Annotated in this window: 14 protein-coding genes; 6 read left to right on the top strand and 8 right to left on the bottom strand. The window is 69.4% G+C overall.

Annotated features, from left to right (window positions below):
- Nucleotides 1–26: 26 nt before the first annotated feature.
- The 5 genes from IEY87_RS34480 to IEY87_RS34460 form a co-directional block, all read right to left on the bottom strand.
- Nucleotides 27–1,121 carry a hypothetical protein gene (locus IEY87_RS34480; protein WP_189143029.1) on the bottom strand — a complete coding sequence of 365 codons (1,095 nt, stop codon included), beginning with the start codon at nucleotides 1,119–1,121 and terminating at the stop codon, nucleotides 27–29.
- Nucleotides 1,122–1,317: 196 nt separating this feature from the next.
- On the bottom strand, nucleotides 1,318–2,472 hold the full coding sequence (locus tag IEY87_RS34475; protein WP_189143028.1) for an alpha/beta hydrolase family protein: 1,155 nt from the start codon (nucleotides 2,470–2,472) through the stop codon (nucleotides 1,318–1,320).
- Between the two features lie 14 nt (nucleotides 2,473–2,486).
- Nucleotides 2,487–3,917 (bottom strand): S41 family peptidase, encoded by a 1,431-nt coding sequence (locus IEY87_RS34470; RefSeq protein ID WP_225277906.1) that lies wholly within the window; start codon nucleotides 3,915–3,917, stop codon nucleotides 2,487–2,489.
- Nucleotides 3,914–4,990: an ABC-2 membrane transporter-related protein gene (locus tag IEY87_RS34465; protein ID WP_189143027.1), complete on the bottom strand. Its 1,077-nt coding sequence runs from the start codon at nucleotides 4,988–4,990 to the stop codon at nucleotides 3,914–3,916. The genes IEY87_RS34470 and IEY87_RS34465 overlap by 4 nt, the downstream gene beginning before the upstream one ends.
- Nucleotides 4,987–5,877, bottom strand: coding sequence for an ABC transporter ATP-binding protein (locus tag IEY87_RS34460; protein WP_189143026.1), 891 nt, complete (start codon nucleotides 5,875–5,877; stop codon nucleotides 4,987–4,989). The genes IEY87_RS34465 and IEY87_RS34460 overlap by 4 nt, the downstream gene beginning before the upstream one ends.
- Before the next feature lie 238 nt (nucleotides 5,878–6,115).
- On the opposite strand from IEY87_RS34460, the gene IEY87_RS34455 reads away from it, so the two are divergent.
- Together IEY87_RS34455 and IEY87_RS34450 are read left to right on the top strand one after the other, a co-directional pair.
- Nucleotides 6,116–7,552, top strand: coding sequence for a sensor histidine kinase (locus tag IEY87_RS34455; protein WP_225277905.1), 1,437 nt, complete (start codon nucleotides 6,116–6,118; stop codon nucleotides 7,550–7,552).
- Nucleotides 7,549–8,220 (top strand): response regulator, encoded by a 672-nt coding sequence (locus IEY87_RS34450; RefSeq protein ID WP_189143025.1) that lies wholly within the window; start codon nucleotides 7,549–7,551, stop codon nucleotides 8,218–8,220. The genes IEY87_RS34455 and IEY87_RS34450 overlap by 4 nt, the downstream gene beginning before the upstream one ends.
- Nucleotides 8,221–8,667: 447 nt before the next feature.
- On the opposite strand, the gene IEY87_RS34445 is transcribed toward IEY87_RS34450, so the two are convergent.
- Nucleotides 8,668–9,018, bottom strand: coding sequence for a Tn3 family transposase (locus IEY87_RS34445; protein WP_189143024.1), 351 nt, complete (start codon nucleotides 9,016–9,018; stop codon nucleotides 8,668–8,670).
- Between the two features lie 333 nt (nucleotides 9,019–9,351).
- Complete coding sequence (locus tag IEY87_RS47060) at nucleotides 9,352–9,486, bottom strand: hypothetical protein (RefSeq protein WP_308113003.1); 135 nt, start codon at nucleotides 9,484–9,486, stop codon at nucleotides 9,352–9,354.
- 92 nt (nucleotides 9,487–9,578) lie between these two features.
- Between IEY87_RS47060 and IEY87_RS34440 the strand changes: the two genes are divergently transcribed.
- Entirely contained in the window at nucleotides 9,579–10,139 is a 561-nt protein-coding gene (locus IEY87_RS34440; protein ID WP_189143023.1) for a PadR family transcriptional regulator, read from the top strand.
- An 11-nt stretch (nucleotides 10,140–10,150) separates the two neighbouring features.
- On the top strand, nucleotides 10,151–10,870 hold the full coding sequence (locus tag IEY87_RS34435) for a DUF8817 family protein (RefSeq protein ID WP_189143022.1): 720 nt from the start codon (nucleotides 10,151–10,153) through the stop codon (nucleotides 10,868–10,870).
- A 121-nt stretch (nucleotides 10,871–10,991) separates the two neighbouring features.
- Here IEY87_RS34435 and IEY87_RS34430 read toward each other — a convergent pair whose 3' ends face one another.
- Nucleotides 10,992–11,393: a nuclear transport factor 2 family protein gene (locus IEY87_RS34430; protein WP_189143021.1), complete on the bottom strand. Its 402-nt coding sequence runs from the start codon at nucleotides 11,391–11,393 to the stop codon at nucleotides 10,992–10,994.
- A gap of 127 nt (nucleotides 11,394–11,520) precedes the next feature.
- On the opposite strand from IEY87_RS34430, the gene IEY87_RS34425 reads away from it, so the two are divergent.
- Both IEY87_RS34425 and IEY87_RS34420 read left to right on the top strand, forming a co-directional pair.
- Nucleotides 11,521–12,114: a TetR/AcrR family transcriptional regulator gene (locus IEY87_RS34425; protein ID WP_189143020.1), complete on the top strand. Its 594-nt coding sequence runs from the start codon at nucleotides 11,521–11,523 to the stop codon at nucleotides 12,112–12,114.
- 615 nt (nucleotides 12,115–12,729) lie between these two features.
- A complete protein-coding gene (locus IEY87_RS34420; RefSeq protein WP_225277904.1) occupies nucleotides 12,730–13,599 on the top strand; it encodes a CPBP family intramembrane glutamic endopeptidase in 870 nt (289 codons plus the stop codon).
- The last annotated feature ends 374 nt before the right edge of the window (nucleotides 13,600–13,973 follow it).

The following is a 13,973-nucleotide window of genomic DNA, read 5'->3' as shown; positions in this document are numbered from 1 at the left end:
GGACAGCCATTAGCGGTACGGGGCTGTTAGGGGGTCAGCCCACATGAGCGGGGTCCCGGTAGTAATCGCGGAAAATCCAACGGATATGGGTCTGACCTGCACGGACGGAGCTTGACCCACCGTCCCGCGATCGTGTTTCCCAGCAGTTTGGCCTGCCAGTACAGCGTCCGCTCACGGACCACCGGATACAGGGCCTTGCGGACGATCTCCTCCGGCAGCTCCAGCGCCGCCGTGGCGAGCTTCACCAAGATCCCGTTCTTGCCCTGCACCCGCCGGAGCTCGGCGTTGAGCTCCCCCTCGACCTTCTTCTCCGCCCGCACGCTGATCTTGTGCACGAGCTGGATCAGCAGCTCCACCAGCCCGTCGATCAGCTCAGCCTGCCGCACCTGGCACAACGCGGCCAGCAGGGTGAGGCGCACCGGCGGCGCCGCCGCCTCGAAATCGGACGGGTACATCTTCGTCGCCCGGGCCCGCCAGCCCGCCACCACCTTCTCCGAAACCCCCTCGAACAACGCGGCAGGCAAACCGATCGCCTTCACCCGCTCCAGCTTCACGATCTCCGCCAGCAGCGTCTCCGACTGCAGTGGCCCCGGGTCCTCCTTCAGCTCCTGCAAGAACGCGCGCCGGCCGCCACTGGCGACTTGAGCCTGCCCGTCCCCGTGCGGGGCGTCTCCTTCCGGAGCGTCCTGTCCGGCGACCGAGACACCGGCCGGGGCAGCTTCGGCGACGATCAACTCTTCCAGCTTGCCGACCGACTCGAACGACAAGCGCTGCACGGTCGTGGCGGTGAAGTCCCGCTCGACCCGATGGGCGCGCTCACTGCCGCGCCGATCCGCGCCTACCTGGCCGAGGTCGCCGAGCTGTCGCCGGCCAGCCGCAAGCGCAAGCGCGCCGCCGTCGCGTCCTTCTGCAAGTGGGCAGTGCGCCACGACCTCCTGCGGGCCAACCCGATGGACCGGATCGACAGCGTCAAGGTGCCCAGGAATCTGCCCCGCCCCGCCGCGGCGGCCGACGTCGCCAAGGTCCTGGCCGTGATCTGCTCGCGGCGGCCGCGCAAGAACCTGCCTCTGGACCGGCTGCGCGATCGGGTGTTGTTCGAGAACGCGCTGAGGAACCGTCACGGCCAAGAGCGGACCTCTGTGCCCGGTACCCGGGTCGCCGTCATCAGGGGGAAGGTGGCCGCATTTCCTGGCGGCGACCTCGTCGTGGCCGAAGACCTGCGGCAACTCCAGGGGCCCGGGCTCGCCGTCGTGCACCGGGCCGGGCAGGCATCCGGCGTCTTCAGCATCCCCCGACAGCTTCAGGGGCCGCCGGGCCTCAGGGTGGAGTGCAGGTGGCGGGGCAGAAGGTGGCCTCGGGGTAGCGCGGTGACGGCTTGTCCAGCAGGGACTGCCGCTGCGACTTCAGGTGCTGGTCGAGGAAGGCGGCCACGTAGGTGCGGGTGAGCTCGGCGGCGCGTGCCGCGGGCAGGACGCCGGTGGTGGGCTTGATGCCGAGGGCGTCGGACAGCAGCGGGGTGTCGGTGAAGGACTGGTGTTCGGCGCCCGTCAGCACGATCCAGCGTTTCCATCCGGTGAGCAGCCTCCAGTCGCGGTCCCACGTGGGCGCGGGACCTCCGGAGACGTGCTGGGCCGAGCCCAGGAACATGAACGGCCGGGAGAGGCCGCTTTTGGGGATCCGGGCGTAGGCGGTGCCGTCCATGTCGATCCCGGCCCGCACTCGGGGGTCTTCGAGCATGGTTGACATGGCGCTGGACCCGCCGATCGACTGCCCCACCATGGCGATGCGGGAGCGGTCGATCCGGTCGGAACCATCCCATTTCGAGGGCAGCTGGTCGAGCACGAAGGAGACGTCGGCGGCCCGTCCCTGGACCATTCTCGCGCCGAAGCCGGGATCGGAGTTGCTGTCGCAGGCGAGGCATTCGGCGACCCGCCCGTCGGGGAAGGTCGTGGCGTAGCTCTCGTAGGTGTGGTCGATCCCGGCCACGACGTACCCGCGGCTGGCCAGGTCCTCGGCCAGGGAGGTGAGGGTGCTCATCGGCTTGGTGAAGCCGGGAGACATCACCACCAGCGGAAGCTTCCGCCCCGCCGGCTCGGCGTCTTTGATGGCGTTCGTACGGGTCTTGCTCAGCGTGTCGTACGGCGCGCTCGCAATCCCGGAGCCTTTCAGCAGGAGTTCCGATTCCTTGGGTGTCATGTACGGCGCCCGCTGCCCGTCCCGCTGCCCGGTTGGATACCACAGGGTGACCTTGAGCTCACGCGCGTCGGCGTCGAGGTTCCAGGGATCGGGGCGGGAGGTGTCCCTCAGATACAGGACGGCGGTGCCGACGGGGTGGGCGCCGGTGGGGGCGGGCAGGGTGGCAGGCCCGGGCGGCACGGCGGACACGGCGTCGGAGCGGGGCGGCGCGGGTGCGGAGCAGGCGGCCGCGGCCAGGACGGCCAGTCCCGCGGCGGCTGCCAGGAGCTGTCTCATGGAGAGGTCCATCCTCATTCGTGCAGCAAGGTCAGGGCCTTGGCCAGGGCGGGGTCGCGCCCGGCGGCCGCGTCCTGCGGGGTCAGGGGCACGTGGTGGTCGGAGGGCACGCCGATCCCGTCGACGACCTCGCGGTCAGGCCCCAGGTGGTGCTGGGCGGGAAAGCTCAGCAGGGTGTTGTTGCCGAGCAGGTACGCCTGCGCCGGCCCGGAGATCACGCCGGCGGTCCTGGTGCCGACCAACCGGCCGATGCCCAGATCCTTGACCGCGGAGCCGAAGTGCTCGCAGGCCGAGGCGCAGCTACGGTCGGTGAGCACCACCAGCGGCAGGTCGATCAACTCGACGGTGTCGTCGGTCCGCGAGGCCGCGCAGGTGCCGTCCATGGTGCAGTGGTAGGCGGTGACCTTGCCGTGGACGAACGCGCTCACCAGCCGGGTCGCTTCCATGGGGCTGCCGCCGCTGTTGCCGCGCAGGTCCAGCACGACGCCTGACAGCGTCCGGCCTTTGCGTAGCCTGGAGATCGCCCGCAGGACCCGGTCCGCGGAGTCGGGCGCGAATTCGGTCATCCGTACGTAGGCGATGTCGTCGTCCAGCAGCTTCGACCGCACCACTTGCAGGGTGGCCAGGTCCCGTTGGTAGAGGCCGGGCTTGAGCGTCACGCTCCAGCGGCGTCCGCTGCTCTGCCGCAGGAGTCGCAGCTTGACGGGGCGCGCTTGCGGATACCGGGGGTAGAGGGCGGTGATCGCGGGGGTGGCCTGGCCGTCGATGAAGGGCGCCGAACCGTTGATCGATTGGATGATGTCGCCCGGGCGCAGTCCGGCGGCCTGCGCCGCGCCACCCGGCACGGTGGTGACGAACAGCGGGGCGAGTGCGACGCCGAGGTTGCCGTCCGCCTGCGAAGCGTCCACGTTCGCCTCAAGACCTAGGCCGTAGCCGTCGCCGTCGTAGTGGTCCGGCGGCTGCTTGACGTCGTGCGTCCACTTGGCGTGGTCGTCGCCGAGGGCGGCCACGATGGCCTCCAAGGTGACGACGGCCAGCTTGTCGCGCAGGTCGGGCACCTGATCGGTGATCTTCCGGTAAGTGGTCTCGAACGCGGCCCAGTCGGCCTTCCGGTCACCGGTCAGCGTCGGCATGCCGGCCCTCGGCAGGTCGCGCCCGTCGCGGTCGAGCTCCTGGGCCAGGGCGGCGATTCCGGCGGTCAGCAGCGAGCGAGCGTCCAGTGTGGCGCCGCTGTAGTAGTCGCCGAGGATGCAGAAGTACGCCTGCTCGATGACGTCGATCGTGGTGGCCGTCTCAGCCAGGGGTGTTCCCTGGGGCGGCGCGCAGACCGTACCCGCCGCCGTGCTCGCCTCGCCGCGCGGCGGCGCCGGTGCGGTGCAGGCCGACGCCAGGAGGAGGACGAGCCCGGCGGCCGCGATCCTGGCGCCTGTCATGAAGGCGGTCATGACAAGCCTCTCCGTACCCGCCAGAAGCAGAGCCAGGTGAGGCCGAGGGTGAGCAGGGCGTAGATGCCGGTCTCGATCCACTGGAAGGGCCAGAAGCGCTCGAGAGGCTGGTAGGTCGCCTGCTGCCGGTAGCCGAGCCGGTTGATCTCCGCTCTGCACGCGTCCGCGCCCTGTGCCCTTGATAGCGCGCAGGGTCCCGACGTCGTGGAGACCGGGATGGAGCGCGCGATCGTCGACGACGGTCCCGAGGCTCCATCGCCGCCGGCGATGGTACGTCCGGACGGATCGACCAGGTCGCTGGACAGGACCCAGGCGCCCGCGTGGCCGGGAACGGCCGACGTGCTCAGGAAGACCTGCATGGCTCCGCCTTCCTGCCCTTGCGGCACGATGCCGTCCACGTTCGTCCGTCCGAGCTCGAAGGTCGACGTGACCGGGGGCATCAGGTGCGGGCGGACCAGCAGCGGCATGGCGAGCTGGATCGCGGCGAAGGCGGCCAGGGTGAGGGCCATGGCGGGCAGGGTGCGGCGCACCAGCACGCCCGCGGTCACGCCGAGGACGAAGGCGAAGGCCGCGTACCCCATCGGGGCGATGCCGCGCGCGCCGAACACCAGGGGCGCCATCCGGGCCATTTCCGGTACGGCCGACTTGTCCAGCGGGCTGGACCACCAGGTCACCGCGAGGCCGCACAGGCCGGCGGCGGCTGTGGCGGCCAGGCCGGTGAGCCCGAGCTTGACCGCCAGCCAGCGGCCGCGGGTGATGCTCTGGTTCCACACCAGCAGGTGCGTGCCCGCCTCCAGCTCGCGGGTGATCAACGGTGCCCCCCAGAAGAGCCCGACCAGCGCCGGCAGGATCAGCACGACGAGGGTGAGGGCGAGGAAGGGGATCTGGTGCTCGTCGAAGAAGCGGTCGAAGAAGTCGTCGCAGGTGTTGTTCGGGGTGCAGCCGGCGATCCCGGCAGCGTAGCGGGAGGCCAGATCCGGGCCGGTCAGGGCCAGTACGGCGGCCAGGACGGTGAGGACGGCGGCCGTCATCGCGGCCGAGCCGCGAAATTGCCGCCAGGTCAGCCAGATCATCCCCGCACCTCCAGGGCGACACGCCGGCGCTCGGCGTCGCGCTTGTCCATGTAGGCCAGGACGAGGTCCTCCAGGCTGAGCCGGCTGACCGTCCAGGCGGGGTCGTGGATGGGGGCGCCGGTCCTGACCACGTACGTGCTCTGCCCGTCGGTGTGCCGTGCGGAGACCACGTGCCCACCGGCGGGGAGCCGGTCGGGATCGCGGCGCGGGCCGGTGACCCGATGATGGGTGGCCAGCAGGTGGTCGGTCTTCCCGGCGATCTGGACGCGGGAGTCGACGAGCACGATCAGGTAGTCGCAGACCCGTTCGAGGTCGGAGACCAAGTGGGAGGAGAGCACCACGCTCAGCTTGTGCTCGGCGGCGGCCTCCATCAGGTGCTGCAGGAACTCGTGACGGGCCAGCGGGTCGAGCGCGGCCGCGGGCTCGTCCAGGATCAGCAGGTCGGGCCGTTTGGCCAGGCACAGGGTGAGGGCGAGCTGGGCGCGCTGGCCGCCTGACAGTTTGCCCGCCCGATGCGCGGGGTCGAGGCCGAGCCGCGCGATGCGTTCCCGCGCCATGCCCTCGTCCCAGCGAGGGTTGAGCCGTTCTCCCAGCCGCAGGTGTTCGGCGACGGTCAGGCCCGCGTAGACGGGGGTGTCCTGGGCGACGAACCCGACCTTGGCCAGCTGGGCGGGCGTGCTTCCTGGCCGGCCGCCGAGCACGGTGATGCCGCCCGCGGTCGGCTCGAGCTGGCCGCCGGCCAGCTTCAGCAGCGTGGACTTGCCGGCTCCGTTGGGACCCACCAACCCCACGACGTGGCCCGCCGGCATGTCGATGGTGCACTCGCGCAGCGCCCAGCGTCTGCCGTACTTCTTGCCCAATGCCTGGGCCTGCAGGACAGAAGTCACGCTATGTCCTCCTGAGCAGAGGTTCGAAAGGATGGTCATGAACAGCGCCTCGATCGTCGAGGCCGCGACGCCAGGCCGCGGCTGCACCACGGCCTGGTGCCGGGAACGAAGCTAGGCGCCGCTCCTGCCGGTGCGCTTCGGCCGTGAAACCGAGATCGCCTACCGCTCGAGAACGAGGGGCCGCCGACTCATCCCTGCGATCTACTCCCGAAGACTGTGAAACCCGTCACGACGGCCGATGCGGGACGGACGGGGCAGGCACGACAATGTGCCGGTGGAGACCGGTGAACGACGGCCGTGGTGGCGGCGTGTGCTCGACCTGTACAGACGGCTGGACGAGGACTACTTGGATCGGCCCGGAGTCCAAGGCACGCCGGGGCGGCGGAGCGACGTACCCCCAAGGCCGTCTCGCAGAGCACTCGCCGCCGATGTGGTGATCGCGATCGTCCTGACGGTCATCGCGGTGACCCTGTCGGCGGTGGAGCCGGCGACCGGCCCTACCGCGCGTCAGCCCGCAGTGATCGAGCACTTGCGGCTGCGACCTGGGCCCCCGGCCGACCACGCACTGCCTCCCAGTGTCCTGTTCAACCGCCCATCCCCGCCCCTTGGCCACCCGCTTGCCCGGATTCCGTCCCACGAGGCGCCCGCGTTCCTCGTGGCGCTGACGGCGTTGCCCCTGGCGGCGCGGCGCCGGTACCCGCTCATCACCTTCTGGGTGGTGCTGGTGGCGGCGCGGGCCACCCACGAGGATGCGACCTGGATCACCGTACTGACCTGCGCCATCGCCGCGTACGGTGCCGCCGCCCACAGCCGTCACCGCATTCCGGCGATGGGTGGCCTCGTGTTCGCGGCCGGGCTCGCCGGTGCCGGGTTCGGGGACATCGCGCCTGCGCTGCCGGGCTGGATGGGGCCGTTCGTCGTCCTGCTGAGCGTCGGCGTCCTCGGGAGCTCTGTCCGATTCTGGCGGCGACGGCTCAAGGCCAGCCGGCACCGGCTCACCGAGCTGCAGCAGGCGCAGGACGACGCCATGCGCAGGGCTGTCACCGAGGAGCGGTCCCGGATCGCTGCCGAGCTGCACGATGTGGTGACCCACAATGTCAATGTGATGGTGATCCAGGCCGGCGCGGCCCGCAGCGTGATGGACGTGGAGCCGGAACAGTCGAAGCAGGCTCTGCTGGCGATCGAGTCCGGCGGCCGGGCCGCCATGGCGGAGCTGCGCCATGTCATGGGCCTGCTCGCCGGGCCTGGCGGCGAACGCCTCGACGGGCCATCCGACGGGCTCGAACCCCAACCCGGGCTCGACCAGCTCGACGGCCTGGTGGAACGAGTCCGCGCCGCCGGAGTGCCGGTGCGCGTCGCGGTGTCGCCACCCGGGCCGTTGCCTCCCGGGATCGACCTCGCCGCCTACCGCGTCGTCCAGGAAGCCCTCACCAACACGATCAAGCACGCGCCCGGGGCCGCCGCGTCCGTGACGATCGGCCATGACGGCGACTGGCTGGAGATCGAGGTGAGCGACACCGGCGGGACACGGAGCGCCGGGCCGCGAACCGGCGCCGGCAGGGGGCTGATCGGGTTGCGTGAGCGGCTCGCCGTCTACGGCGGGACCCTGGACGCCGGACCGACGGCCGAAGGCGGATTCCGGATCATGGCCCGCGTCCCGTGGAGGACCGCATGACCGAGCGGTTGCGCGCCGTCATCGCCGACGACCAGGCGCTGGTCCGCACGGGATTCCGCATGATCCTCACCGCCAACGGCATCGACGTGACGGCCGAGGCCGCCAACGGGGACGAAGCCGTCGCCGCGGTCCGCCGCACCAAGCCCGACGTCGTGCTCATGGACATCCGTATGCCGCAGATGGACGGCCTCGAAGCCACCCGGCGGATCCTCGCGCGCGGCGCCGAGGACACCCGCGTGCTGATCCTGACCACCTACGACCTCGATCACTACGTGTACGCCGCGCTCGCCGCGGGGGCGAGCGGGTTCCTGCTCAAGGACGTCTCACCCGAGCACCTGGTGGCCGCGGTACGTCTGGTGCGCTCCGGCGACGCCCTGCTCGCGCCCACTATCACCCGCCGCCTAGTCGAACGGTTCGCCCGCCGCGACGACGCGAAACCCACCCTCCACCGCGATCTGCACCAGCTGACGCCCAGGGAACTGGACGTGCTGCGCCTGCTCGCCACCGGCCTGAGCAACGCCGAACTCGCCGACCAGCTGACCCTCAGCGTCGCCACCGTGAAAACTCACGTCGCCAGCATCCTGTCCAAGCTCGACCTGCGCGACCGTGTCCAAGCCGTGGTGGTCGCCTACGAGACCGGCCTGATCTCTCCCGGCGGCACCGGCTGACCTGAACCCACCTGGACACCAACTCCCGACACACCGGGAGACGTTCCGGAGCGATCCGCGTCCCCAGAACCCATGTGACGGCACGGAACCCCAATAGTTGCGCCGAGCCGCCACTCAGTTGATCGTTTGGCTGGTGGGACGACCAGCCGTTGACGAGCCTGCCATGAAGTACACGGAATCCGCGTACGACCAGGTCAGCGGATCAAAGAGGTGCGGTTTGACCGGGACGACCTGCCGCTCACGAGGTGGTCGCGCTGCCGGGCCCTGCCACGTTGAGGCCACCAGGGCTGCCGTGCCTGGATTGACACCACCGGCGCCGCTGATCAACGCTGCCGGCCAACGGCTGAAGGGCGCTGTCGAGGCCATGGAGGAATTGGCCTCCAAGGCCAAGGCCTACGAGAAGTCCCAGACCTCAGCCCCGGTAGCCGGCCCACGACGCGCTGATCGTCACAGCTCCGGGTCGTCGGCGGCGGTGGGGTCGCGCAGGTCCCGCAACCGGCCGGGCAGTTCCGGCCGGTTGAACGAGTACGTCCCGTGGAAATTGATGTGTTCCCACTGCAGCGGCGACAAGTGAGCCCTGATCTCCGCGCTGATCTTCATGTCGTCGGCGGCGAGCTTCTTCACCGCGGCGTCGATGTAGAGGCTGTTGTAGAAAACGATCGCGTTCATACCGAGGCCAAGCGCCCCGAGCCGGTCCTCCATACCGCGTTCATAACCCCTGCGGAGCTGGCCGTGGTGGGCGAAGAACACCGCCCGCGCCACGCCATTGCGACCTTCACCAACGTTGATGGTTTGCATAGTCACATAGACGGGAGGTGTGGGTCAGGTCGTCCTTGTCGCGTTGTTGCGCCGGTGAATGCGCTCTTTGGTGTCGGCCACCTCGCTCCGGTACCGCTCACGCATGGCCGGGGTCTGGTCGGCCAGGAACGCCTCGCCCATCGCGGTGTTGCGGCGAAGCGGCCAGGACCGATGGGCTTCTTGTCGGCGAAGATCCGCAGGCAGCCCGCCTCGGTCAGAGCGGCCAGTTGCCGGTCCAGAAGCTACCCGGCGGCCGAGCGGGTCTTCGGCACCCTGATGCCGCACCGCCGGCTCGCGACTACGAGACCCGCACCAGGCGGTCACTTCGGGGCGTCACCCGTAGGGCGGATCGAGCGCCTGATGGCCGGCCGGACGGTGGTGATGGTGGCCCACCGGATGCGGACGGTCCAGCGCGCCGACCGCATCGCCTTCCTGGACGGTGGCCGGGTCGTCGAGGAAGGCGATCACGAGGAGCTGGTACGCCGATTTCCTCCATGTTGGTGCGGTATGCTCCCAGTATCAGCTAGCCAAATTTGGCTAGCTGATACTGGGAGGGTTCGATGAAGCCGGTACGGCTGCTGGTCCTGGGCGCGCTGCGCAGGCGCGGGCGCGCCCACGGCTACCAGGTCCGCGCGGATCTGGAGTCGTGGGGCGCGCACGAGTGGTCGACCGCCACCTCGGGCTCGGTCTATCACGCGCTCAAGAGCATGGCCGCTCAGGGCCTGCTGGTGACGCACGAGACGGTCGCCTCCGAGGCCGGGGGGCCGCCGCGGATCGAGTACGAGCTGACCCAGCAGGGCGAGCGGGAGTACCTCGACCTGCTGGGTCAGGCGCTGGCCGACCGCGAGCCGAGCCTGGACGTGCTGGGCGCCGCTGTCGGCCTCATCGAGGACCTTCCCCGGGAGCGGGCCCTGGAGTTGCTGCGCGAGCGGGCCCGCGCCATGCGCGAGTGGCGCGCGAGCATCACCGCGTACCTGCCCGAGGGCACGGATCTGGCGACCTGGGGCCCGGTGGGCGAGGTGCTGTCCCTGTGGCTGAGCACCGCCGACGCCGGCGCCCAGTGGACCGACCGGATGATCCGCCGCCTGGAAGAGGGCGCGTTCACCATGGCCGACGAATAGGAGTTCCCCCGATGGCCAACGAGATCGCCATACCGCTGCTTCCCTGCCGCTCCATCGACGAGATGGTCGACTTCTACACGATGCTCGGTTTCCGTCGGATCTACTACCAGGTCCGGCCGAACCCGTACGTGTTGCTCAAGCGCGAGGATCTCCAGCTGGGCTTCTTCGGAATGCCGGAGGCGTTCAAGCCCGAAGACTCCTACGGGACCTGCGTGATCGTCGTGCCGGACACCGGAGAGCTGTTCGAGGCGTTCGCCGCGGGCATGCGCGCGGCGCACGGCAAGCTCCTGGTCTCCGGCATCCCCCGGATGACCCGGCCGCGCAGGCGGAAGAACGACGGCAACCACTCCGGCTTCGCCGTCATCGACCCCGGCGGCAACTGGATCCGCTTCATGGCCGCCCGCCCCCTGCCGGAGAAGGAGGAGGCCACGAGCAGGCTCACCACCTCGCTGAACCGGGCGGTCGTGATGGGCGACTCCCACGGCAATCACGAGCGGGCGGCCGAGATCCTGGACGGCGCCCTGCAGCGGGACAAGGACACCGCGTCGGCGGCCGAGCTGCTGGAGGCGCTGGTCTACCGGGCCGAGCTCGCCGTCCGCGCCAAGGACCACGCCGCCGCCGGGCACGCCCTGGCCCGGGCGCGCGCCCTCTCCCTGACCGAGGCAGAACGCGAGCAGCTCGCCCAGTCCCTGGCGGCCATCGACGACCTAGAAGCCGTGCTAGGTCTCTGACCGGGTACGGCGCTTGCGCGGGGCCGCCGAGCGGGGCGGCTGCGCGCGCATGTGGTCGCGCACGCGGGTCATGATGTCGCCGAGGTAGCGCACGTCCTCCTTAAGGACTGCGCCGGGCTCCTCATCCGCCCAGGGGAACTCGTCGTGCAAGCATCTTGCGGTGGCTGATCCGCCAGCCTTGGTCTCCGCGCACGATGGTGTCTTCATAGGTGACGCTCCCGCTCGTGCCGTCGGCGTTGATGCCGATGCCCTTGGAGCGTGCGTGCACCCGGCCGTCGGCCTGCTCGCTCAGGACGATGTTCGTGACATGGTGTCCGACCGGGTTCAGTTCACCCAGGGCGCGTCCAGCGTCGGCGCAGGCCGCCACCCCTATCAAAATTTCCTGCCCGAAATCGGTCACGTCGTAGATGACGTCGGCGGTGAACACCTCGTCAAAGCGATCGAGTTCTCCGCTGTCGCACAGGTGCCCATGCATCGCGATCAGGTCGGTGATGACGCAGCGATCTTCGTAGGTGAGAGTCATGACGATCCTTTACGAGCAGAGCCCGAGAACTCGGTTGGTGCCCGGGCCACGATATGGGGAGCTCCCCGTTTCATCCTGCGCTACTTTAAACGGGGAACTCCCCACATCGCAACCAGGGAGCATGACGATGACACATCCGGAGCCGCCGACGGCCACGCGGCCGCGCAGGGCGGACGCGGCGAGGAACGTCCAGTCGCTACTCGCGGCGGCGAAAGCGCTCTTCGACGAGCACGGGCCCGACATCCCGCTGGATGAGGTGGCCCGCCGGGCGGGCGTCGGCAACGCGACGCTCTACCGCCATTTCCCCACCCGTCAAGATCTGATCGTGGCGGTGTATGCGGGCGAAGTTACGACGCTCCGGGAGCAGGGCGCCGCTCTGCTCGAATCCGAGTCGGCGGCTGAGGCGCTGTTCACCTGGCTGGACAGCTTCCTCGTCCACGTCGCAACCAAACGCGCCTTGGCGCTCGCCGGAACCGAGAACAACAACGAGCGTCGTACCGAGTTGTTCGACCAATGGCATAGGTCCATGCGATCGACTGCACAGAAGCTGCTCGCCCGAGCCCAGCAAGCCGAAGCCCTGGACACCCGCCTCACCACGGACGACCTCCTCGCCCTGACAAGCGCGGCCGCCATCGCGGCCACCGACGCGGAGCATGCACGACGGCTTCTCCGGATCATGCGTCACGGCTTCGCAGGCACCTCAGCACGTCCCGACGAATAGCCGTAGAACGCTTCTCGCTTTCTTGCTCCCACGGGCCGCCCGGCCATCGAGACCGAGGTGGCCACCGAACCCACCGCCTGATCACCCAGCCGAACCGGCGAACCGCATACGAACGGCCAGTGGCGGTAAGCCCGCGGCGTTCAGCCGGCTATCGCCACTGGCCGCTAGCACCGTTGTTGCTCAAGCCCCGGCACCCGGTCAGGGGCCGAGCATGAACGTGGTGCCGGAGGCGGTCTGGCGCTCGTAGCGCGCCAGGCCGCCTCCTGTCTCAGACTTGACCCGGCCCCGAGGGCACGGTTTCAACTGGGAAAGTGCCGAGATGCCTCGGCATCGCGGCCAGTACTCACACCGACGAAAGGTGGGCGTGTCACTATCCTCGCGGATATTGGCAGTGCCGCCCCTGGAGTGTGTGGATCGAGCGCGCGACGCTGAGCGGGGCTGGTTTCGGAGCGTGTCCTCCACCTCAGATGCAACTGGCTCCTCGACGGCATCGGCGTGTGACGACTTACGCCATACCGACCTCGCGTCTGCCCATTAAGAACGTCTGCCCATTAAGAACAGAGAGAGAAGATGATGGAACACCCCATCACGCCTGTCGAGTACCACCGTGGGCTCGTGAGCGACAAACGCCGTATCGGGCGAGGCATCCTCGCCATCGCCCTCCTCCTCGGGGGCATGCAGGTCTTCATCTTTGCGCTCGCCATCATCGCCACCCTCATCGATTCGGCGATCGGCACCGAGGCCAGGGAGGGGTACACCCCGCTCGTCAACGCCGCGGGTGCGTTGTCCGTGGCCCTCCTGATCCCGTGGAGCATGCTGATCCAGCGCTGGTTCTACGGCGTGCGCGGCGGGTCGCTGTCCTCGGTGCTGTCGCACTTCCGCTTCGACGTCTTCGGCCGCGCCCTCGTGGTCCTCCTTCCGGTGATCGTCGTTTTCCAGATCGTGTACTACTGGACGCCGTTGCCACAGACGACCTGGTCGTGGCACGACACCCTGCTTCTCGCCGCCACGGCACTCGTCCTGACGCCGTTCCAGGCCGCGGGCGAGGAGTACGGCTTCCGCGGTCTCATCTTCCGCGTCGTGGGCAGCTGGACGCGCAATGCTCGCCTCGGGCTCGTGCTCGCCATCATCATCTCGAGCGTGCTCTTCGCCTTGGTCCACTTCTCCACGAGCGGGTTACTGAACCTCTGGTACATCGTCTTCGCGGTCGGCACCGCGTGGATCACCTGGCGTACCGGCGGGCTCGAGATCGCCGTCGTGCTCCATGCGGTGTACAACGCTACGCAGTTCGTCATCGACGCCGCGCTCCAGGTGGACCCGACCGTGGCTACCGACCGCTCCGCCGGCGCGATCGACCTGAGCGTCCTCATCCCTGTTCCGCTCGTCATCGGCACCGTCATCGTTGTGGCGATCCATACTCGACGCACAGGGACGGTTCTGACGCCGAGGGCGGCAGGGGCTCCTGCGCAGACCTCGACTGTCTAGAGGTCCCTGGATGCTCCGGGGTGTCCGGCTGGGCGAGGAGATCCAGTGCCCCGAGCGCATGGCGAATTCAGCCTCGCCCGGTTCAGGCGGGGAGCTCGTTGTTGTGTTTGCCTCTACGGCAGATCTTCCACTCAAGAGCGGATCAATCGATCCCTCCTCAAGATAGGTCGTTCATCGTGCGCACACCAGAGCCTTGTGGGCCCCAGAGCGCGGATCCCCGACCCGACCCCGCGGCACCCATCAGCCGGGCCGCAGCGGGGCAGGCACCAGTCGTCACGGGCGGCGACAGCGGATCGCGCTGGTCGGGAGCCGAACAGTGACGGGGCCCGCAGAGCAGGGCTACGCCGCTCCTCTTCGCGCCGGTGACGCAGCCG

This window comes from Nonomuraea glycinis, assembly GCF_014646515.1.
Lineage (GTDB): Bacteria > Actinomycetota > Actinomycetes > Streptosporangiales > Streptosporangiaceae > Nonomuraea > Nonomuraea glycinis.
Note: the sequence above shows the minus strand (reverse complement) of the source record. Positions and strands in the feature narration are given on the sequence as shown.

Bases quoted from the DNA above. Each gene is read 5' to 3' on its own strand.
- IEY87_RS34425 (WP_189143020.1), top strand. From the start codon at position 11,521: ATGACACATCCGGAGCCGCCGACGGCCACGCGGCCGCGCAGGGCGGAC.
- IEY87_RS34455 (WP_225277905.1), top strand. From the start codon at position 6,116: ATGCGGGACGGACGGGGCAGGCACGACAATGTGCCGGTGGAGACCGGT.
- IEY87_RS34450 (WP_189143025.1), top strand. From the start codon at position 7,549: ATGACCGAGCGGTTGCGCGCCGTCATCGCCGACGACCAGGCGCTGGTC.
- IEY87_RS34475 (WP_189143028.1), bottom strand. From the start codon at position 2,472: ATGAGACAGCTCCTGGCAGCCGCCGCGGGACTGGCCGTCCTGGCCGCG.
- IEY87_RS34430 (WP_189143021.1), bottom strand. From the start codon at position 11,393: ATGACTCTCACCTACGAAGATCGCTGCGTCATCACCGACCTGATCGCG.
- IEY87_RS34440 (WP_189143023.1), top strand. From the start codon at position 9,579: ATGAAGCCGGTACGGCTGCTGGTCCTGGGCGCGCTGCGCAGGCGCGGG.
- IEY87_RS34435 (WP_189143022.1), top strand. From the start codon at position 10,151: ATGGCCAACGAGATCGCCATACCGCTGCTTCCCTGCCGCTCCATCGAC.
- IEY87_RS34465 (WP_189143027.1), bottom strand. From the start codon at position 4,990: ATGATCTGGCTGACCTGGCGGCAATTTCGCGGCTCGGCCGCGATGACG.
- IEY87_RS34445 (WP_189143024.1), bottom strand. From the start codon at position 9,018: ATGCAAACCATCAACGTTGGTGAAGGTCGCAATGGCGTGGCGCGGGCG.
- IEY87_RS34470 (WP_225277906.1), bottom strand. From the start codon at position 3,917: ATGACCGCCTTCATGACAGGCGCCAGGATCGCGGCCGCCGGGCTCGTC.